Below are 20,486 nucleotides of genomic sequence, written 5' to 3'. Positions count from 1 at the left end.
TTGATGCCCTCAGTCTTCGTGTACGTCAAACTGACGGTCAAGGTCGTTCATCTTCTTGGCGTAATAAAAAATCAGCACAATGAAGATGTAGATGGAACCTTGCTGGGCAAACCAGAAGCCCAGCGGATAGCCGCCCAGCTGAATCTTGTTGAACCAGTCGACAAACAAGATACCGGCACCAAACGAGACCAGAAACCAGATGATCATGATCTTGGTTAACAGGGCCAGCGTGGCTTTCCAGTAGGCTTGACTACTTAAGTCTTCCTTCATGAAATCCCCTTTTTTAAGGCAACGAAACCAGCGGCGCAAGCCACTGAACGAACACCGACCATGGCCATCGCCAGGCAATGCGGATTCACTTTCGCGTTGATTCCTTACAGCTAACTGATAAGAAATCGAGATTCCGGGCTAACCCCTAGGCATTCCGGGAAAACACCTATTAACACTTTTTACATTAAAAGTTCCTGGCAACCGCCTGCTTGTTGCGCCCGGAAATCACTCCGGATGCGGCTTCGTCAGTTCTGCAAGGTCTGCATGCGCTGACCAATCGTGCGCCAGACGGCGCGCTTGCCGGCGTCGTCCGCGACGCTCCAGGCGGCAATTTCGTCGCGCGTGCGAAAGCAGCCGTCGCACAGCGCTGTCGTGGCATTCATGCGGCAGATCGATATGCAGGGTGATGGAACATCGGCGCCGTCTTCCACCATTTGTGCACGCAGCGTGACCAGGGCAATGGCATGGCTCAGCGCTTTCTTTTCCACATCCTGATCGACGGCCAAGTCGGCCACTACGGCGTGCGTCAGGCGCTCGAGCGCCAGGGGAGACAGTTGAAACACCGCGTGCGGATGGCCGGCTGCCGCCCAGAGTTCATCGAACCGGAACAGCGACCGGTCGATTAGCACGAGCACCGGCGAGGCATGGGCAAGCGGCGCCACGCCGCCAATTGAAAACCCGGTGCGTGCCTTGACGAACGCGGCATCGGCCCGGCCCAGCCGCTTGCCAGCGCACACCAGCGCCTCGACCTTTTTCTCGTCCACGCGCTGGTCGCCGGACGTGACCACCAGCACGGCCGCATCATCCAGCTTGCGGCGAAACACAATGCTTTTGGCAATCTGGCCGACCGACACGCCCAGCGCATCGGCCGCCTGTTGCGCGGTTCGGGCGGCATCGCTCAGCATGACAGGGGCATGCGCATGTCCGCTGGCCCGAAGCACCGCAGCCACCCGCTGCACGCCTTCGGGCAAGGCCAGGATTTCTGCGCCACACATCATGAAGATGCCCGTTTGTTGAACAAGGCTGTGCCGGCGCGCGAGCCGGATTTGCGGCCGAGAAAATCGCTGATGAACTGGCCGGCGTCGATCAGTTTGTCCAGGTCGATGCCGGTGGCTATGCCCAGGCCATGCAGCAAATAGACCACGTCTTCGCTGGCCACGTTGCCCGTCGCGCCCTTGGCATAAGGGCAGCCGCCCAACCCTGCAACCGACGTATCAAACTGCCACACGCCCATTTCCAGGCTGGCCAGGGTGTTGGCCAGCGCCTGGCCGTAGGTGTCGTGGAAATGACCCGAGATGTCGTCGATGTCGAAGTGGCGCAAGGTCGCCTCCAAAGCGCGCTGTACCCTCAGCGGCGTGCCCACGCCGATGGTGTCGGCCACGCCGACATGCTGCACGCCGATGCCTTTCATCAGGCGCGCCAGCATCTCGACCCGCTCGGGCGCAATCTCGCCCTCGTACGGGCAGCCCACGGTGCAGGACATCGCGCCCCGCACATGGATGCCCCGGGCACGCGCGGCTTCGACCACCGGGCGGAAACGTTCGATGCTTTCGGCAATCGAGCAATTGATGTTGCGCTGGCTGAAAGCCTCGCTGGCGGAGCCGAACACCACGATCTCGTCGGGTTGCGAATCCAGCGATGCCTCGAATCCCTGGAGGTTGGGCGTCAGCACCGAATAGCACACGTCCGGCTGGCGGCGGATGCCGGCCATCACCTCGGTGTTGTCGGCCATCTGCGGCACCCATTTGGGCGACACGAAGCTGGTGACTTCAATGTTTTTCAGCCCTGCGTCCTGCAGGCGGTGGACCAGTTCGATCTTGATGGCGGCGGGCACCGGCTGCTTTTCATTTTGCAGGCCGTCGCGCGGGCCGACATCGACAAGTTTGACATGGGCGGGGAGTTTCATAGGGGGTTCCTTCTGGACTGAAGTATCGCAAAAACCGGGTCTGCGATGAATGCGGCCTGCGTATTCAGGACAGGCAGCAGGGTCGGCGAAGCGTTTGCATGGACGGCAAAACGGTTTCAGCCTGGAAGCTTGTAGCGCAATTGCAGGTGCTGCTTGAAGCGCTTGATGATGGCCAGCGAGTCTTTCAGCAGGTCACGGTCCAGCGTTCCCAGGCTGGACAAATGCGACAGGTTGTCAAGCGGTTGCCCCAGCTGTTTTTGCCGAAGATTACTTTTGAGCTTGACGCCCATCAGGAAATACAGCGCGTCGATCAGGTCGCGGGCCAGATCGGCCGGAATATGCTGGCGGCTCACCAGCACCTGCAGGCGGGCTGCCGTGCCAACCTCGTCGAGCCGATGCTCAAGCGCCAGCGAACGCACGCCATGCACGATGGGAAAAGTGCCGAGCTTTTTCAGATCGAACACCTGTTCTTCGCGGCCGCGCAGCGTGGCCAGGCGCACCCACCAGCCACCTGGTTCGCTGAACTGGTCAATGGCGGCGGCAAAACGGGCAAAAAATGCATCGCTGCCGGCCATGATGTGGTGGGCATAGCTCCTGGCCTGCCGGAGCAGCGACGCGTCGCCAGCGACGGCCCGGGCATCCATGAAGATGGCCAGGTTCATCGGCCCTTCCACATCGGCCCCATAAAGCCATTGCAGGATGCTGTCCTGAAAGCCGGCCAGCGGCTGGCACCACAGCGGATTCGTCACCATGATGTTGCCCGGACAGGGCGGGTAGCCAAACCCGGTCAGGGCCTGGTTGAAACGCTGCACGCTCTGCGGCAGTTCGGCGCACACAAAACCGTCGCGCAGCAGCAGGGCATTGTCCTGGTCGGTCTTGAGTATCTGCTCGCCACGGCCTTCGCTGCCCATCACGATCAGGCAGCTGTTGGCCACCAGTTCGGCCGGCGCGACAAACGACCACAGGCGGGCAAAAATCTGCTGGTTCAGCTCGCTTACCAGGCTGGAAATGAGCTCGACCCGGGCGCCGCCGCTGTGCAGCAGCGCAATCAGCCCGTCCATCTGCAAGGCAGCAGCCTTCAACTCGTCGATGGAGACGGCCTGCTCGACCTGCAGCGCCACCAGGTGCGAATGGTTGGACACAAAGCTCATCAGGTCGAGCTGGCTCAGCACGCCCAAAATAGCATCGCCATCGCGCACCAGCACGCGGTGCACGCGATGGCGAATCATGGCCAGCAAGGCCTCGGACAGTTCTGCACCGGCCTGAACCGATACCAGCGTGAACTGCGCGACCTCGCGCACGGCCAGCGCATGCGGCGGCACCGGACTCAGCAGGGCATCGCGCAAATCGGTGGTGGTGAACATGCCGATGCGCTGCATGCCGCCGTGGGTATCGCGCACCAGCGCATTGCCCAGCCCCTGCGCCGACAGTAGGCGGCAGACCGACACCAGGTCCAGACCGCCATCAACAAAAAAGGGCTTGCGAATGTAGGCGTCCCTGACCCGGACCATCATCAACGACAGGAATTCACGGCTTTTGCGGTTTTCTGCCGCAGCCGAAAGCCGCTGCGACAGGTCGGCAAACACCAGCGCGCTGAACAGGGCGTTGCCTGCAATGAGCGCCCGCGCCGTGGCACCGGGCAACTGCCAGGCCTCGACCTCGTCCAGCGCCTGCAGCACGCCGCTGGCGCGGCCCGCCATCACCGCGCGAAAGGCAAAAAAATCGGGCGGCCCATAGACCGCCACCACCTCGCCCGCTTCCATTTGCTGCACATGCCCCTTGAGCAGCACATACACATATGCAGGGTCCATGTCGGGCGTCAAAATCACCGCACCCTTCGGGAAAGACACCCGGCCCAGGCTGCCCCGCACCAGCGCTTGCTGCTCCGGGCTCAGGCAGTCAAAAGGTGGCGCATCGAAAGAAAAGGGTTCTGAAAAATCGTCCGGCATGGCGGGCATCCCATGAAAAAAGGACTGCAGGCAATGGTCCTGCAGTCCTTTTGAATTATCGCCAAGCGGGCCGAGAGCCCGCCTGGTCAGGCAAACATCCTCAGTGGCCGGATGCACCCGAAGCGCCGATGCCGGTTTCAGAGCGCACTTGCTGCGCCAGGAAACCAGCGCGGTCGATCTTGGCCTGCTTGCTGTTGTCCATGATGGAGAATAGCCAGATGCCCAGAAAGCCGATGGTCATCGAGAATAAGGCCGGCGAAGCGTAAGGGAACAGCGCCGAACCCTTGGGGTTGCCCAGCGTGGCTTCCCACACGGAAGGCGACACCACTGTCAGCGCCACCGACGAGATCAGGCCCAGGAAGCCGCCAATCACCGCACCGCGTGTGGTGCAGTCTTTCCACAGCACGGACATGAATAGCACTGGGAAGTTGGCTGACGCTGCGATGGCAAAAGCCAGGGACACCATGAAGGCGATGTTCTGCTTCTCGAAGGCAATGCCCAGCACCACGGCAATCACGCCCAGGGCGACAGTGGTCATTTTGGAGATGCGCAGTTCCGAGGCACTGTCGGCCTTGCCCTGCTTGATCACGGTGGCGTACAGGTCATGCGACACGGCAGAGGCACCCGACAGCGTCAGGCCAGCGACCACCGCGACGATCGTGGCAAACGCCACCGCCGAGATGAAGCCCAGGAACACGTTGCCGCCCACGGCGTTGGCCAGGTGAATAGCCGCCATGTTGCCGCCGCCGAGCAGGGCGCCCTTGGCGTCCAGGAAGGACGGGTTGGTCAGCACGAAGGTGATGGCGCCAAAACCGATGATGAAGGTCAGCAGGTAGAAGTAGCCGATCCAGCCGGTCGCCCACATCACCGACTTGCGCGCTTCCTTGGCGCTTGGCACGGTAAAGAAGCGCATCAGGATGTGTGGCAGGCCGGCGGTGCCGAACATCAGCGCCATGCCGAAGGAAATGGCCGAGATCGGGTCTTTCACGAAGTTGCCCGGGCCCATGATGGACTGTCCAAGCGCTGCGGCGGCTTCGGCAGTCTTGCCGTCTTTCAATGCCAGATCGGTCTTGATCGCCACCGCGCCGGCAAACATGGCTTCAGGGCTGAAACCGAAGTGCCAGAGCACCATGATCGCCATGAAACTGGCGCCCCCTAGTAGCAAACAGGCCTTGATGATCTGCACCCAGGTGGTGGCGGTCATGCCGCCGAACAGCACATACACCATCATCAAAGTACCGACGATGACCACGGCGATCCAGTACTCCAGGCCGAACAACAGCTTGATCAGCTGGCCCGCACCCACCATCTGGGCGATCAGGTAGAACGCCACGACGACCAGCGTGCCCGATGCCGCAAAAATGCGGACCGGCGCCTGTTTGAAGCGAAAAGCCGCCACGTCGGCAAAGGTGAACTTGCCCAGGTTGCGCAGGCGCTCGGCCATCAGGAAGGTGATGACCGGCCAGCCGACCAGAAAGCCGATGGAGTAGATCAGGCCGTCAAAGCCGCTGGCCATCACGGCAGCGGAAATACCCAGGAAGGACGCGGCCGACATGTAGTCGCCGGCAATCGCCAGGCCGTTTTGAAAGCCGGTGATGCCACCGCCGCCGGTGTAGAAGTCAGCAGCTGACTTGGTCTTGGACGCGGCCCACTTGGTGATGAACAGCGTCAGCACCACGAAGCCGCCGAACATGCCAATGGCTGTCCAGTTGGTGGGCTGCTTTTCAGCCTGGCCCAGGTCTGCGCCGGCGGACCAGGCCGCAGCCGATACGCCAAGCAAAGCCAGCAGCGTCAGGATGCGCCGCACGTTGTCGGATTTGAAATTCATTTGAGCACCGCCTTGGTCACTTCTGCCGTCAGGTCGTCGAACTCTTTGTTCGCGCGCTGGACGTAAATGGCCGTGATCACGATGGTGAAGACAATCACGCCAAAGCCGATGGGAACGCCTATGGTCATCACGCCCTCGCCCATCCGCTGGGAAAGAAAGGGCTTGTTGAAGGCCACCAGCAGGATGAAGCCGTAGTACACGACCATCATCGCCAGCGTGAGCCACCAGCCGTAGCTGGTGCGCTTGGCCTTGAGCTCCTGGTATTTTGGATTTCTTGCAATCCGTTGGACCAAATCATCATCCATATCACTATCTCCTCTGAGTAAATTTCGTGAGATGAAGATTAAGGAGGAGGACTTACCGCCTACTTACTCGGCGACTAGGCACTTACCCTGTAGTCGCCTGCAATGCAAGCAGCGGAAAACCCGAAACTTCGTCGGCGAAGGTTCAGGCAAAAAGCAGCACGCTTGTCCTGCAATGGGCAAGGCCTGCCCTGCCAAACCCCGCCGTATCAGTAGCCGCGCAGATGATTGACGACGCCGGCCACCGGTTCGCCGCGCTGGAGCGCACGGATCTTGCCGGCAATCTGCGCAATGCTTTCCTCGCGCAGCGTGCGGGCCGACGTGTGCGGGGTGACGGTAATGTTCGGATGCGTCCAGAAAGGATGCTCAGCCGGCAGCGGCTCGGTGCGAAAGACATCGAGCGTGGCGCCGGCCAGGTGGCCGCTGTCGATCAGCGCCATCAGGTCGTTGTCCACTAGGTGGTGCCCCCGCGCCACGTTGATCACATAGCCGCCCGGCTGCAGGCGGGCCAGCGTATCGTGGCGCATGATGTTTTCAGTGTCCGGCGTCAGGGGCAGCAGGCACACCAGGATGCGGCTGGTCGCCAGAAAATCGTTGAAGCCGGCCTCGCCTGAAAAGCATTGCACGCCGGGAATCGTCCTGGCGCTGCGGCTCCAGCCCTGAACCGGAAACTCGAATTGCGCCAGCGCCCGGCTGACGCGCTCGCCCAGGATACCCAGCCCCATGACACCGACCGGGAAATCCTGGCGCATCCGGGGTTTTCGGTAAGTCCATTTGCCTTGCGCGGCATCTGACTCATAGCCGTCGAATTCCCGAAAATGCCGGATCACCGCATGGCAGACGTATTCGGTCATCTGCACCGACATGCCGGCGTCATCCAGCCGAACGACCGGTATGCCGGATGGCAAGCGCAGTGTCATCAACGCATCGACACCGGCGCCAATGTTGAAGATGCCTTTGAGTTGCGTTTGCTCGTCGATAAACTGCTGTGGCGGCGTCCAGACCACGGCATAGTCGGCAGGAGGCTTGCCCGCCGACCAGACTTCCACCTCGGCGCCGGGAAAGGCGGCATGCAAGCCATCCAGCCAGGGCTGGGCTTTGGTACCGGTACAGCAAAAACTGATGCGCATTCAGGATTCCCGTTAATTTCAGACCGTTATTTTGAGCAGTTCCGACCCTTCGGTCACCTGGTCGCCCGGGGCGTACAGCAGTTCCTCGACCACGCCGTCGGCGGGTGCGGCAATCGTGTGCTCCATTTTCATCGCTTCCATCACCGCCAGCGGCTGGCCTTTGGTGACCTTGTCGCCGGCCTTGACCGAGAACGACAATATCTTGCCGGGCATGGGTGCAGTCAGGCGGCCGCCTTCAGCGTGACTTTCGCCGGCATGCGCCAGCAAATCGATCGCCGTGATCTGGGTCGCGCCACGCGCGGTAAAAACATGATCAACCTCGCCCTGGGTGTAGACCGTTGCCGTCAGGCGCTGGCCGGCGAACTGAATGTCGATGCCATGCGCATTTTTGGCAAACACCAGCGGCCCCGACACGTCGCCGACAGCCAGTTGCAAAGCGCCGTCATGGCCGTAAGTCAAGGTGGCTTTAGCCGGCTCGCCCTTGAAGTCAAATTCAAAGGGCCGCTGCGTGACGCCATGCGTTTGCCAGCCGTCGCGGCGGCTGAACGGGTCGCTGCCTTCAGCGGCTTTTTCGCTCAGCAGCGTCTGGGCAATCGCGCTGGCTGCCGCCATCGGCAAGCCGACAGGCTCCTGTTTGAACAGCACGGCTTCTTCGCGCGGAATCAGGGCCGTGTCCAGATTGGCCTCGGCAAACGACGGGCTGCGCACCACATAGCGCAAAAACTGTACGTTGGTAGAAAGTCCGACGATGCGGGTCTGCGCCAGCGCCTCGTCCATGCGGGCCAGCGCTTCTTCGCGTGTCTGGCCATGCACGATGAGCTTGGCGACCATCGAGTCGTAGAACGGCGAAATCGTGTCACCCTGACGCACGCCGTCGTCGATGCGGACCGCAATGCCCGCGTTGCTCAAGTCCGCGCGTTCAAACGCCGTGCACACCGGCTTGTCGTACACATGCAGCGTGCCGGTGGTCGGCAAAAAATTGTTGTCCGGATTCTCGGCGCAGATGCGCGCTTCAATGGCATGGCCGTTGATCTTCAGCTGGTCTTGCGCCAGCGGCAGCGGCTCGCCCGATGCCACACGCAATTGCCATTCGACCAAATCCAGCCCGGTGATGGCTTCGGTCACCGGATGCTCGACCTGCAAGCGCGTGTTCATTTCCATGAAAAAGAAATTCATGCTGCCGTCGGCGCGCTGCTCGACGATGAATTCCACCGTGCCTGCGCCCACATAGTTCACAGCACGGGCAGCGGCCACGGCGGCTTCGCCCATCTGGGCGCGCATTTCCGGCGTCATGCCGGGTGCCGGCGCTTCTTCGAGCACCTTCTGGTGCCGCCGCTGCACCGAGCAATCGCGCTCGAACAGATAGACGTAGTTGCCGTGCATGTCGCCGAACACCTGGATTTCGATATGGCGCGGGCGCTGTGCGTATTTTTCAACCAGCACCGTGTCATTGCCAAAGCTGTTGATGGCTTCGCGCTTGCAGGAGGCCAGCGCCGCTGCAAAATCTTCGGATTTCTCCACCGCCCGCATGCCCTTGCCGCCGCCGCCTGCGCTGGCCTTGATCAGCACCGGGTAGCCGATGCGGTCGGCTTCGCGCTGGAGCATGACCGGGTCCTGGTCCGCGCCGTGGTAACCCGGCACCAGCGGCACGCCGGCTTTTTCCATCAGTTGCTTGGACTCGGCTTTCAGGCCCATCGCTTTGATGGCGGACGCGGGCGGGCCGATAAAGACGAGCCCGGCGTTGGCGCAGGCCTGGGCGAATTCCTCGTTTTCGCTCAAAAAACCGTAGCCGGGGTGAATCGCCTCGGCACCCGTCGCCTTGGCCGCTTCGATGATTTTTTCCCAGCGCAGGTAGCTGTCTTTAGGTGCGCTGCCGCCGATGTGGATCGCTTCGTCGCAATAGCCTACATGCTTGGCGCTGGCATCGGCGTCCGAATAGACGGCCACGGTCTTGATGGCCATGCGTCTAGCGGTGGCGGCAACGCGGCAAGCGATCTCGCCCCGGTTGGCAATGAGGATTTTTTTAAACATGAGGGTCATTCTTTGAAAAAGGGGACTTCAGGGTAAAAGCAGGCGACAAGCCGGGATCAGGCTTGCCGCTGAAAATACGCGCCACGCGGGAAAACAGCTGGGTCAAAAAGCGCCAACACAGGCGGATCAGCCAGACGCTGAGCACCAGCACCACGACCAGCACGGGCAGGAAGACAAAGGGATGGGCGACCGCCAGCCACAGTCCCGCCGGCACCAGGCTGTCCTCGACCAGCGAGGTACCGATGTTGCTGAACGGCTCGGGCGAGGTGTTGATCGCCGCCCGCGACGTGGCCTTGGCGGCAAAACTGGTGCCAGCGAGCGTACCGCCTACCAAAGCCGCTACCAAACTCATCGCAGCGCTGTCGGCACTGAACACGCCGGCCGCCAGCGCCGCACCCGCCGGAATACGGATGACGGTGTGCACCACATCCCAGAGCGAATCGAGCCCCGGAATCTTGTCGGCAAAAAACTCGACAAACACCATGAAGCCGCTGGCGCCCAGCACCACCGGATTGGCCAGCAGGTGCAGCCCCTGCGGCAATTGCATCCAGCCCATGTAACCTGCCAGACCGGTCAGCAACAGCACCAGGTACAGGCGTATGCCGCTGGCCCAGCCCACGGCGCCAGCCAAGGCGACAAGTTGCGCGGTGTCAAGTGCATTCATAAAACCCCCACGCTTGTCCCTTCACGTACTGCGCTGCCCCCCGAGGGGGCTGCCTCGCCTGCGGACGGGCAAAGCCAGTTCCGCGGCCAGTGCTGGCACGAACGGACAAAAGGACGAGCTTGCGCAAGCATCATTAACCTCAAGCGAGCCATGACGGCTTGCGCTTTTGCAGGAAAGATTGCACGCCCTCCCGGCCTTCGCTGCTGGTGCGGATATCGGCAATGCCTTCTACGGTGCGGCCAATCAGCAGCGCCTCGATGTCACGGCCCGCCACTTCCTGCACCAGCGTCTTGCAACTGCGCACCGCGTTCGGACTTGCGTTGACCAGCGCGCCTGTCAATTCCGCCACCTTGGCATCCAGTTGTTCGGCGCTGACCACCTCATGCACGAAGCCGATGCGGTGCGCCTCTTTTGCATCGAAGCGCTCGGCGGTCAGAAAGTAACGGTGCGCCGCGCGTGCGCCCATCGCACGGATCACATACGGGCTGATGGTGGCCGGAATCAGCCCCAGCTTGACTTCGCTCAGGCAAAAGTTCGCCGTGTCGACGCTGACCGCCATGTCGCAGGCCGCTACCAGCCCCATGCCGCCCGCATACACATCGCCCTGAATGCGGGCGACGGTCGGCTTGGGGCATTCGTACATCACGCGCAGCATTTCGGCCAGCGCGGCGGCATCAAGCAGGTTTTCGTCGCGCGTGTAGTCGGCCATGCGGCGCATCCAGTTCAAGTCAGCGCCGGCGCAAAAGGCCGGCCCAGTGGCCGCCAGCACCACGGCGCGCACCTCGGCTCTGCTGGCGGCGTCCTGAAAGGCGGCAGTGATTTCAGCAATCACCTCGTCGTTGAAGGCGTTGCGGATGTCGGGGCGGCTGAGCGTGAGCGTGAGCACGGCGCCGTCTTGGGTGGTTTGAAGGGCACTCATCATTTACATCCTGAACAGGCCGAACTTCGTCTCGGGAATCGGCGCATTCTGCGATGCGCTCAGGCCGAGCGCCAGCACGCGGCGCGTGTCGGCCGGGTCGATCACGCCGTCGTCCCAGAGCCGGGCGGTGGCGTAATACGGGTGGCCCTGGTGTTCGTACTGGCTGCGGATCGGCGCCTTGAAGGCTTCTTCTTCTTCTGCGCTCCAGGCGCCGCCCTTGCCCTCGATGCCGTCGCGCTTGACAGTGGCGAGCACACCCGCCGCCTGGTCGCCGCCCATGACGCTGATGCGCGCATTCGGCCACATCCACAAGAAACGCGGCGAAAACGCGCGGCCGCACATGCCGTAGTTGCCGGCACCAAAACTGCCGCCGATGATGACGGTGAACTTGGGCACCGCCGCCGTTGCCACGGCCGTGACCATCTTGGCGCCGTTGCGGGCGATGCCCTCGTTTTCGTATTTGCGGCCGACCATGAAGCCGGTGATATTCTGCAAAAACACCAACGGAATCTTGCGCTGGCAGCACAGTTCGATGAAATGCGTCGCCTTGAGCGCCGACTCGCTGAACAAAATGCCGTTGTTGGCGATGATGCCGACCGGCATGCCTTCGATGTGCGCAAAGCCGCAAACGATGGTGGTGCCGTAGCGCGCCTTGAACTCGTCGAATTCGCTGCCATCGACGATGCGGGCGATAATTTCGCGCACGTCGAAGGGCTTGCGCACATCGACAGGAATAACGCCGTAAAGCTCTTCTGCTACGAATTCAGGAGCTACTGATGTCCGTCCAGCATGCGCAGAAACCTTATTTTTATTCAAATTCTTGACCGAGGCCCGCGCCAGCGCCAGCGCATGCAGATCGTTTTGCGCCAGGTGGTCGGCCACGCCCGAGAGGCGCGTGTGCACATCGCCGCCGCCCAGGTCTTCGGCCGTCACAACTTCGCCGGTCGCTGCCTTGACCAGCGGCGGGCCGCCCAGAAAAATCGTTCCCTGGTTCTTGACGATGATGCTTTCGTCGCTCATGGCGGGCACGTAGGCGCCGCCTGCGGTACACGACCCCATCACCACGGCGATCTGCGAAATGCCCAGCGAACTCATGGTCGCCTGGTTGAAAAAGATGCGGCCAAAATGGTCACGGTCGGGGAACACCTCGTCCTGGTTGGGCAGGTTGGCGCCGCCCGAATCGACCAGGTAGATGCAGGTCAGGTTGTTTTGCTGGGCGATTTCCTGTGCGCGCAAATGTTTCTTGACGGTCAGCGGGTAATAGGTGCCGCCCTTCACCGTGGCGTCGTTGCAGACGATCATGCAATCGACGCCGCTGACGCGGCCAATGCCGACGATCAGGCCGGCGCAGGGCGCGTCGCCCTTGTACATGCCAAGCGCGGCCAGCGGTGCGACTTCCAGGAACGGCGTGCCGGGGTCGAGCAGCATCTGCACCCGGTCGCGCGGCAGCAGCTTGCCGCGCGCCGTGTGCCGGGCGCGGGACACTTCGCCTCCGCCGGCGGCAGACTTGGCAAGCTGCACATGCAGGTCGTCGACCAGCGCGCGCATGGCGGCGGCGTTGGCCTGGAAGTCGGCGGAACGGGCGTTGAGTTTGGATTCGAGCGTGGTCATGTTTCCGTGTTCTTTCAGGCGTATCAGGCGGTTTTGTCTTCTTCCAGCCCGAGCTGGTTTTTCATTTCGTCGCGTATCTTGAACTTCTGGATCTTGCCGGTCACCGTCATCGGGAAACCGGGTACGAAACGAATGTAGCGCGGCACCTTGTAGTGCGCAATCTTGCCCTTGCAGAACTCGCGCACCTCGTCTTCGCTCAAGGTTTCGCCGGGCCGCGTGACGACCCAGGCGCAGAGTTCTTCGCCGTAGCGCTTGTCGGGCAGGCCGACGACCTGCACGTCCTGCACCTTGGGGTGTCGGTAGAGGAATTCCTCGATCTCGCGCGGGTAGATGTTCTCGCCGCCGCGAATCACCATGTCCTTGATGCGGCCGACGATGTTGACGTAGCCCTCGGCGTCCATGGTGGCCAGGTCGCCGGTGTGCATCCAGCCGTCGGCGTCAATCGCCTCTTTGGTTCGGGGCGCGTCGTCCCAGTAGCCGTGCATGACCGAATAGCCGCGCGTGCAAAGTTCTCCCGACACGCCGGGGGCGACGATCTGGCTGCTTTCGGGGTCGATGATCTTGACCTCCAGATGCGGCTGCACCAGGCCGACGGTGGACACGCGTTTTTCCAGCGGCGTATCGACCGAACTCTGGCAACTCACCGGGCTGGTTTCGGTCATGCCATAGGCAATCGTGATCTGGCCCAGGTTCATGTCGTTGACCACGCGCTTCATCACCTCGGTCGGGCACGGCGAGCCGGCCATGATGCCGGTGCGCAGGGTCGATAGGTCGAACTCGGCAAAACGCGGGTGATCGAGTTCGGCGATGAACATGGTCGGCACGCCGTGCAGGCCGGTACATTGCTCGTCCTGCACCGTCTGCAGCACGCTCAAGGGCTCGAAGCCGTCGTTCGGGTAGATGATGGTCGCGCCGTGCGTCAGACACGCCAGATTGCCCAGCACCATGCCGAAGCAGTGGTACAGCGGGACAGGAATGCACAGCCGGTCGGCCGGCGTGAGCTTCATGGCTTCGCCGATGAAAAAGCCGTTGTTCAGGATGTTGCGGTGCGTCAGCGTCGCACCCTTGGGGAAACCGGTGGTGCCGCTGGTGAACTGGATGTTGATCGGGTCGGTGGCCTTCAGCGTGGAGGCAATCTCAACCAGCCGCGCGTCATCGGGATTGCCGCTGGCGACCAAGCTGGAAAAGCGCGTCAAGCCGGGCTGGTCGTCGCCCTTCCCGGCTTCATCGATCCAGACCACGGTTTTCAGATGTGGCAGCGTCACGGATTCAAGCTGGCCGGGCAGGCCGTGCGCCCACTCGGGCGCCAGTTCGTTCAGCATGCCGAGGTAGTCGCTGGTCTTGAACCGGGCCATGGTGACCAGCGCCTTGCAGCCGACCTTGTTCAGCGCGTACTCAACCTCGGCGGTTCGGTAGGCCGGGTTGATGTTCACCAGGACCAGGCCGGCCTTGGCCGTGGCCAGTTGCAGCAGCACCCATTCGGCATTGTTGTGCGACCAGATGCCGACGCGCTCGCCGGGCTGCAGGCCCAGGCCCAGCAGCGCGCTGGCCAGGCGGTTGGCCTCGCGCTGCAGTTCACGGTAGCTGTAGCGGCGGCCCTGATGCACGCTGACCAGCGCTTCGTGGTCGGGCTGGCGTGCCGCGATGACATCGAAAAATGCGCCTATGGGCTGCTCGATCAGGGGCACATCGGTGGCGCCACGGGCGTAGCTGCGCGTGAAAGGTGGCGTGAATGACGCGGCGGCGGGACGCGATGCGGAAAGTTCTTCGCTCATGGTTGTCTCCTTGCGACCGCCGGCACGCGCGGCCAGCGACAGTATGGCGCATCCAACGCGAACCGCACCATCCGGAAAAGCCACGATGGTTGCAAATCGTGCCACGGTCTCCGACACTTGTGCCCATGCCAACATCCCTGCCTCCCACTGCCGTCATGCCCCCTCAGGGCGCGTCCGCCGTCACACCGATTGCCTTCGTCCAGGCGATCTTGCTGGCCTATCAGCGGCGCGGAATGAATCCGGCTGGCGCGCTGGCGCAGGCACAAATTGCGCCGGCGGCCTTGCTTGACGCGTCATCGCGCATCACCGCCTGGCAGATGGAACGCATCTCGGACGTGGCGATGCAGGAACTGGATGACGAAGCGCTGGGCTGGTTCAGCCGGCGCCTGCCCTGGGGCAGCTACGGCATGCTGGCGCGGGCTTCGCTCAGTGCGCCGACGCTGGGCGTGGCGCTCAAGCGCTGGTGCCGGCACCACGCACTGATTGCCGACGACATCATCCTGACGCTTGGCGTGGCAGGCGACACGGCCAGCGTGTCCATCACCGAACAGCACGGCCTGGGCGCCCTGCGCGAGTTCTGCCTGGTTTCGGTGCTGCGCAACATCCTGGGCGTCGCCTGCTGGCTGATCGACTCGCGCATTCCGCTGCTGGGCGCACAACTCCCGTTTGCCGCACCGCTGCACCGCGAGGTGTACGCCGTGCTGTTTTCCGGCCCGACGCTGTTCGACAGCGCACCGGCAGCGATCCGCTTTGACGCGCGTTATCTGGCACTGCCGCTGCGGCGCGACGAACGCGCCTTGCAGCAGATGCTGCAGCGCGCCCTGCCGCTGACGGTGCTGCCCTACCGGCGAGACCGGCTGCTGGTGCAGCGCGTGCGTCAGGCGCTGGCCGCGCATCCGGCGCAAACCCATGGCGCCGAAGCGCTGGCAACGATGCTGCACGTCTCGCCGCGCACCCTGCACCGGCAACTGAAGGAAGAAGGCGCGTCATTGCAGAGCCTGAAGGACGAGGTGCGGCGCGCGCGGGCGCTGGAACTGCTGCTGCGCACCCGCCGCCCCATCAAGCAGGTGGCCGAAGCCGCCGGCTTTCAGAACGAGAAAAGCTTCATGCGGGCTTTCAAAGGCTGGACCGGCCAGTCGCCTGCGCAATTTCGGCAAAACCAACAAGGCCTGGGGACTGAAAATCCATGAGCAGCAGCAGCATCCCGTGCCGCCCTGTCCGCTATTTCAAAAAGAAAGGCGGCGTTCCGTAGGTGGATGCCGGGAGCACATCGGAAACCGGCGTGGCGTCGGTCGGAAACGCCCCGCGAATCCCGATCTGAAAGCACACATTGTTCGAATAGCTTGAATGAAGGGTCACGCGGGTCGTATCGACTGCCTTGAAAAAATACAGATATGCCCCGCCACTGTCCACCACCGGAACACCCAGGTAAGGCGTGCCCACGGCGCCGGACAGCGAATAAGGCAGGCCGGTGCAATCTGGCGTGGTGTAGTAAACCGATTCGAACTCCGACCACCGGGCGCCGTTGCTCGGGTAAGTGCACACGCGGTTGGCATCGCAGGTCTGGTCCGGATAAAGCCCGGTGATCGTCGCCAGCTGGTTGTCGAACGTTGCCAGGATGGCATAGTTTCCGATGGCCCGTCCCATCGTCCGGCCGGTTGAATCGACCCATTTGATCGCGGCGGAGTCGGCTTTTTCGCCTCTGTCGCCTCTGTCGCCCTGCTGCCTGGCCTTGCCGGCCTTGCCCGAAGTGGCCCACGTCCGCGAGCTGGTCCGATTCGGACTGGCGACGCGCTCCGATCTGGACACGTCGGGCTTGCCAGAAGGGGCATTGGCTTCAGGCGGCAGTTGCGCATGACTTCCAAAGGCCAGGGTGAAAAAAGACAGACCAATGACAGAAGATTTCATGGCACGTTTCATGGGTGTTGTTCTTGTTTAAGAAGCACCGATTTGGAGGCAATTTCAAAGCAAAAACCAGAAAAAATTTGAAATTCAATGAAACTTGTCACATTTGACGTTAACAGCAAAAATATCAGCACTTTTTTCAGCCTCAGGCAATGCAGTGACTTCCTCTGCCAGGGCCGGCAACTCGATAAGCGTCGCGTATAAAACCCAGCCACCCAGCCACCCAGTCTTCGGTGAGCGGCCGGCTGGTACGCGCCTCCATGAAGGCGCGCTCGTCGCGCACCCTGTCCCGGCAGTTGAAGGAAGAAGTCGCGTCCTTGCAGGCACTGAAGAACGAGATGCGGCGCGCGGTGGAACAGCTGCGGTGCACACGCCGCCCCGCAAGCAGATGGCCAAAGCCGCCAGCCTTCAGAACAGGACAAGCTACATGCGGGTTTTCAAGGGCTGGACCGGCCAGTCGCCTGCGAAATTCAGGCACGGCGGACAGTCGCTAGACTCCACCGATTAATACTGCCGGGTAAGCCGCATGCTCATCGTCATTTTTGCCTGCGTCATGGTGATTGCACTGACAACGCTCATTCATTTTGAAATCCTGAGCAGCCTGAACACCCGGCTGCCCACGCTCAGCATCCCAAGCCGCAGCAAGCTGCTGATCGTTATTTTTGCGGCATTCACAGCCCACGCGCTGGAAATCGCGCTGTATGGTTTCGTGCTTTTTGGCCTGATCCATTTCACCGGCACGGGCAGCCTCAGCGGCATTGGCAGCTCCTCACTGGAAAACTGCCTGTATTTTTCAGCAGAAACCTTTTCCTCGCTCGGCTTCGGTGACCTGATACCAAATGGCCCGATCCGGCTGCTAGCGGGTACAGAAGCGCTGAACGGATTGCTGCTGATAGGCTGGTCGGCCTCGTACGCCTACCTTGCGATGGAGCGGTTCTGGGGTGTGGGCATTCCAGATGGCGAGTCCTGACCGCCACGGCGAGCCCCCGTTCATCACGCTGCGGCCACCGAGAACATGCCTGCATTCCGTCCACATCTTCTGTGGACAACTTTGTGCAGCACTCCAGGGAAAACCCTTGAGACCCTTGTTTGACGGGAACTTCAACAGGATGCCTGCCAAACAGGCACAGTGGACAACTTGCGCTTTCGAAGTGACTTCAGTGACCCGTCAAACGCCCGCCAGCAAGCCAGGCAAATCGGCCATATGGGTAAAAAGATGGCTGGCGCCCGCCTGCTTCAGGGCCGGGCCTTGCGCGGGAAGCGGGCAATAGGCCCAGACCGTCGCCCCGGCGGCAATACCCGCCGTCACGCCGGTCGTCGTGTCCTCGATCACCAGGGAGCGCGCGCCTGTCGCACCCAGGTGCGCCGCCGCTGCCAGGTACACATCGGGCGCCGGTTTGGAGCGCGGCATTTCCTGGCCGCTGAAGATGCGGCCGTCAAACCAGGGCATCAGCCCGACCTGCGCCAGCTGCATCTCGACCTTGAAGCGGTCGGCGCCGGACGCGCAGGCAATGCGCTGGGCGGCATGTGCGTGCGCGGCCTCCACGGCATCATGCGCGCCCGCGATAGCCGTCAGCCGTGCCTTTAACTCGGTGTTGCGCCGCGCATAGAACTCGGCCATCCAGTCTTCGGTCAGTGGCCGGCCGGTGTTGGTTTCGATCAGCACGCGTTCATCGCGCACCGCCTTGCCGACAAAAACGCGCATGCATTCCTCGGGCGAAAGCGTCCAGCCGCTTTCTTCCAGCAGTTCGCGCAGCACGCCGTTGGTGATGGGTTCGCTGTCCACCAGCACGCCATCGCAGTCGAAAAGAATGGCTTCAAATTTCATTGTTACTCACTTATTAATAGCTGCTTGCGCACACCAGCCGTGCGCAAGTGCCTTATTTGGTACTAAAACTGGTCGCCATCGACGTAAAACCAGCGCCCCGACTCGCGCACGAAGCGGCTGCGCTCGTGAAGGCGCGTGGCACGGCCCGCTTCGCGGCAGCGGGCGACGAATTCGACTTCGGCGTGATCGGCGTCCTGCAGCGTGTGCGAACGCACTTCCAGCCCCAGCCATTTGGCGCCGGGCGCAAAGTCCAGCGTCGCCGGGCGCGTGGACACGTGCCAAGTCGCCAGCAGGTAGTCAGCCCTCTCCAGAACGAAGGCGCTGTAACGCGAGCGCATCAGGCTTTCGGCGTCAGGCGCGGGCACGTTTTGCGTCAGGTATGGGCCGCAGCAGGCGGAAAAAGGCAGGGGCTCGGCGCGCTTGGACGCGGCAGGCTGACTGGCGCGGCCGCAGGGGCACGGTTCATTCATCGCGACAGCCAAGCCCGTCAGTTCCTCGAAACCATCAGCCCGCCACCGTCTCGGCCACCGGCGCCACCACCCCAATCCGGTCCAGCGCCGCCGCCAGCTGCCCCACAGTACGATCCACTTGGTGCCACTTCTCCAGCCCGAACAACCCCACGCGAAAGCTCATGAAATCCGCGCCCTCGTCGCACTGCAGCGGCACGCCGGCGGCGGTCTGCAAACCCTGGTCGAGGAATTTCTTGCCGGACTGGATGCCGGGGTCGGTGGTGTAGCTGACCACCACGCCGGGGGCCTTGAAACCGTCGGCGGCGACGCTGGGCAGGCCACGGCTTTCAAACAGGGCGCGTACCTTTTGACCAAGCATTTGCTGCTCGGATTTCACCTTGGCGAAGCCATAGGCCTGCGTTTCCTGCATGGCGGCGCGCAGTCGCGTGAGGGCGTCGGTGGGCAGCGTGGCATGGTAGGCGTGGCCGCCTTTTTCATAGGTTTCCATGATCTGCAGCCACTTTTTCAGGTCGCAGGCAAAGCTGGTGCTGACAGTGCCGTCGATGGCCGTGCGGGCGCGTTCGCTGAGCATGACCATGGCGCAGCACGGCGAGCTGCTCCAGCCTTTTTGCGGTGCGGAAATCAACACATCGACGCCGGTCGCCTGCATGTCGACCCACATGGCGCCCGAGGCGATGCAGTCAAGCACGAACAGGCCGCCCACGGCATGCACGGCGTCGGACACGGCGCGCAGGTAGTCGTCGGGCAGGATCATGCCGGAAGCGGTTTCGACATGCGGGGCAAAGACGACAGCGGGCTTGTGGTGGGCGATGGCTGCCTGCACGTCGGCGATGGCGGCGGGCGCCCACGGGGCTTGCGCACCGGGGCCGGTTTGCCGGGCCTTGAGCACGGTGGACGCGGCGGGAATGTTGCCCATGTCAAAGATTTGCGTCCAGCGGTAGCTGAACCAGCCGTTGCGCAGCACCAGCACGGGCTTGCCGGTGGCGAACTGGCGGGCAACGGCTTCCATGCCGTAGGTGCCGCTGCCGGGCACCAGCGCCACGGAATGGGCTTTGTACACATCCTTGAGGATGCGGGAAATGTCGTTCATGACACCCTGAAAGCTGCTCGACATGTGGTTGAGCGCGCGGTCGGTGTAGACGACCGAAAATTCGAGCAGGCCTTCAGGGTCGATGTTGGGCAATAGTCCGGGCATGGTGTTGTCTCGCAATCGTTAAAAAATTGAAGGGTCGCGGCAGCTTGGAATGCCGCACGATTTCAGCTTGATAGCTCACTTATTGATAGCTGCTTGCACATATGGGTATTGCGCAAAGTGCCTATTCTTCTTTAAAAATAGCGACTTGGCAAGCGCACCCAGGGGCTGCGCGCCGGCCATCGTTTGTTCAGGGTGTTCAGCCCTTTTTGGCCTTGCGCGCTTCCAGCGTTTCGGTTGGGGCGCCCTGCTTTTTCCACTCGGCATAACCGCCGTCGATGTGGGCAACGTTGCGCATGCCCATGTCCTGCAGTGTCTTGGTGGCCAGTGCGCTGCGCCAGCCGGCACCGCAAAACAAGATGAACTCCCGGCTTTCGTCGGCAAACACCGGCTTGAAATACGGCGACGCCGGGTCAACCCAGAACTCCAGCATGCCGCGCGGTGCCAGCAAGGCGCCGACCACGGTGCCGTCACGCTCCAGTTCGCGCGGGTCGCGGATATCGACGATCTGCACGTTCGGGTCTGACAGCCGGGCTTGCACCGACTCGACCGAATAGGTCTTGACCTCTTCCATGGCCTCATCGACGAGAACCTGGAAACCTTTGGTAATGGGCATGCTTGACTCCTTATTTTGAAAAAATCATTATCGACACTGCAGACAAATCGCGATTGTCGCCCTGCCCCGCCTTTGCCTTTTTTAAAAAAG

At 62.2% G+C, this 20,486-nt stretch carries 20 protein-coding genes; 2 read left to right on the top strand and 18 right to left on the bottom strand.

Annotation, left to right across the window (positions count from 1 at the left end; all coding sequences use genetic code 11):
* Positions 1–9 precede the first annotated feature (9 nt).
* The 12 genes from GZ092_RS08925 to GZ092_RS08870 form a co-directional block, all read right to left on the bottom strand.
* On the bottom strand, positions 10–270 hold the full coding sequence (locus GZ092_RS08925) for a DUF4212 domain-containing protein (RefSeq protein ID WP_293636044.1): 261 nt from the start codon (positions 268–270) through the stop codon (positions 10–12).
* A 245-nt stretch (positions 271–515) separates the two neighbouring features.
* On the bottom strand, positions 516–1,268 hold the full coding sequence (locus GZ092_RS08920; RefSeq protein ID WP_293636043.1) for a YbaK/EbsC family protein: 753 nt from the start codon (positions 1,266–1,268) through the stop codon (positions 516–518).
* Positions 1,265–2,176: a hydroxymethylglutaryl-CoA lyase gene (locus GZ092_RS08915; RefSeq protein WP_293636042.1), complete on the bottom strand. Its 912-nt coding sequence runs from the start codon at positions 2,174–2,176 to the stop codon at positions 1,265–1,267. Before GZ092_RS08915 ends, GZ092_RS08920 begins: the two co-directional genes overlap by 4 nt.
* Positions 2,177–2,292: 116 nt before the next feature.
* Positions 2,293–4,125, bottom strand: a complete 1,833-nt coding sequence (locus GZ092_RS08910) for a putative nucleotidyltransferase substrate binding domain-containing protein (RefSeq protein WP_293636041.1) — start codon at positions 4,123–4,125, stop codon at positions 2,293–2,295.
* Positions 4,126–4,225: 100 nt separating this feature from the next.
* A complete protein-coding gene (locus tag GZ092_RS08905) occupies positions 4,226–5,953 on the bottom strand; it encodes a cation acetate symporter (protein ID WP_293636040.1) in 1,728 nt (575 codons plus the stop codon).
* Positions 5,950–6,258, bottom strand: coding sequence for a DUF485 domain-containing protein (locus tag GZ092_RS08900; RefSeq protein WP_293636039.1), 309 nt, complete (start codon positions 6,256–6,258; stop codon positions 5,950–5,952). Before GZ092_RS08900 ends, GZ092_RS08905 begins: the two co-directional genes overlap by 4 nt.
* Before the next feature lie 206 nt (positions 6,259–6,464).
* Positions 6,465–7,385 (bottom strand): glyoxylate/hydroxypyruvate reductase A, encoded by a 921-nt coding sequence (locus GZ092_RS08895; RefSeq protein WP_293636038.1) that lies wholly within the window; start codon positions 7,383–7,385, stop codon positions 6,465–6,467.
* 18 nt (positions 7,386–7,403) lie between these two features.
* Entirely contained in the window at positions 7,404–9,416 is a 2,013-nt protein-coding gene (locus GZ092_RS08890; protein ID WP_293636037.1) for an acetyl/propionyl/methylcrotonyl-CoA carboxylase subunit alpha, read from the bottom strand.
* Complete coding sequence (locus tag GZ092_RS08885) at positions 9,409–10,080, bottom strand: DUF4126 domain-containing protein (RefSeq protein ID WP_293636036.1); 672 nt, start codon at positions 10,078–10,080, stop codon at positions 9,409–9,411. The genes GZ092_RS08890 and GZ092_RS08885 overlap by 8 nt, the downstream gene beginning before the upstream one ends.
* Positions 10,081–10,219: 139 nt before the next feature.
* Positions 10,220–10,999 carry an enoyl-CoA hydratase/isomerase family protein gene (locus tag GZ092_RS08880; protein WP_293636035.1) on the bottom strand — a complete coding sequence of 260 codons (780 nt, stop codon included), beginning with the start codon at positions 10,997–10,999 and terminating at the stop codon, positions 10,220–10,222.
* 3 nt (positions 11,000–11,002) lie between these two features.
* Positions 11,003–12,610 carry a carboxyl transferase domain-containing protein gene (locus tag GZ092_RS08875; RefSeq protein WP_293636034.1) on the bottom strand — a complete coding sequence of 536 codons (1,608 nt, stop codon included), beginning with the start codon at positions 12,608–12,610 and terminating at the stop codon, positions 11,003–11,005.
* A 23-nt stretch (positions 12,611–12,633) separates the two neighbouring features.
* Positions 12,634–14,385, bottom strand: coding sequence for an AMP-binding protein (locus GZ092_RS08870; protein WP_293636033.1), 1,752 nt, complete (start codon positions 14,383–14,385; stop codon positions 12,634–12,636).
* A gap of 125 nt (positions 14,386–14,510) precedes the next feature.
* On the opposite strand from GZ092_RS08870, the gene GZ092_RS08865 reads away from it, so the two are divergent.
* Positions 14,511–15,575, top strand: a complete 1,065-nt coding sequence (locus tag GZ092_RS08865; RefSeq protein ID WP_293636032.1) for an AraC family transcriptional regulator — start codon at positions 14,511–14,513, stop codon at positions 15,573–15,575.
* Between the two features lie 31 nt (positions 15,576–15,606).
* Here GZ092_RS08865 and GZ092_RS08860 read toward each other — a convergent pair whose 3' ends face one another.
* Both GZ092_RS08860 and GZ092_RS08855 read right to left on the bottom strand, forming a co-directional pair.
* Positions 15,607–16,293: a hypothetical protein gene (locus tag GZ092_RS08860; protein WP_293636031.1), complete on the bottom strand. Its 687-nt coding sequence runs from the start codon at positions 16,291–16,293 to the stop codon at positions 15,607–15,609.
* Positions 16,294–16,435: 142 nt separating this feature from the next.
* Positions 16,436–16,768 carry a hypothetical protein gene (locus GZ092_RS08855; protein WP_293636030.1) on the bottom strand — a complete coding sequence of 111 codons (333 nt, stop codon included), beginning with the start codon at positions 16,766–16,768 and terminating at the stop codon, positions 16,436–16,438.
* A 48-nt stretch (positions 16,769–16,816) separates the two neighbouring features.
* Between GZ092_RS08855 and GZ092_RS08850 the strand changes: the two genes are divergently transcribed.
* The gene (locus GZ092_RS08850; RefSeq protein ID WP_293636029.1) at positions 16,817–17,260 is read left to right on the top strand and encodes an ion channel; all 444 of its coding nucleotides are present in this window, start codon (positions 16,817–16,819) and stop codon (positions 17,258–17,260) included.
* 198 nt (positions 17,261–17,458) lie between these two features.
* On the opposite strand, the gene GZ092_RS08845 is transcribed toward GZ092_RS08850, so the two are convergent.
* From GZ092_RS08845 to GZ092_RS08830, 4 genes are all read right to left on the bottom strand, one after another.
* Positions 17,459–18,118 (bottom strand): HAD family phosphatase, encoded by a 660-nt coding sequence (locus tag GZ092_RS08845; RefSeq protein WP_293636028.1) that lies wholly within the window; start codon positions 18,116–18,118, stop codon positions 17,459–17,461.
* 62 nt (positions 18,119–18,180) lie between these two features.
* Positions 18,181–18,588 carry a YchJ family metal-binding protein gene (locus GZ092_RS08840; protein ID WP_293636027.1) on the bottom strand — a complete coding sequence of 136 codons (408 nt, stop codon included), beginning with the start codon at positions 18,586–18,588 and terminating at the stop codon, positions 18,181–18,183.
* A gap of 34 nt (positions 18,589–18,622) precedes the next feature.
* Positions 18,623–19,783 (bottom strand): aminotransferase class V-fold PLP-dependent enzyme, encoded by a 1,161-nt coding sequence (locus tag GZ092_RS08835; RefSeq protein ID WP_293636026.1) that lies wholly within the window; start codon positions 19,781–19,783, stop codon positions 18,623–18,625.
* A gap of 196 nt (positions 19,784–19,979) precedes the next feature.
* Positions 19,980–20,396 carry a rhodanese-like domain-containing protein gene (locus tag GZ092_RS08830; RefSeq protein WP_293636025.1) on the bottom strand — a complete coding sequence of 139 codons (417 nt, stop codon included), beginning with the start codon at positions 20,394–20,396 and terminating at the stop codon, positions 19,980–19,982.
* Between the last annotated feature and the right edge of the window lie 90 nt (positions 20,397–20,486).

This window comes from Polaromonas sp. (genome assembly GCF_010365105.1).
Classification (GTDB): Bacteria; Pseudomonadota; Gammaproteobacteria; order Burkholderiales; family Burkholderiaceae_C; genus Polaromonas.
Note: the sequence above shows the minus strand (reverse complement) of the source record. Positions and strands in the feature narration are given on the sequence as shown.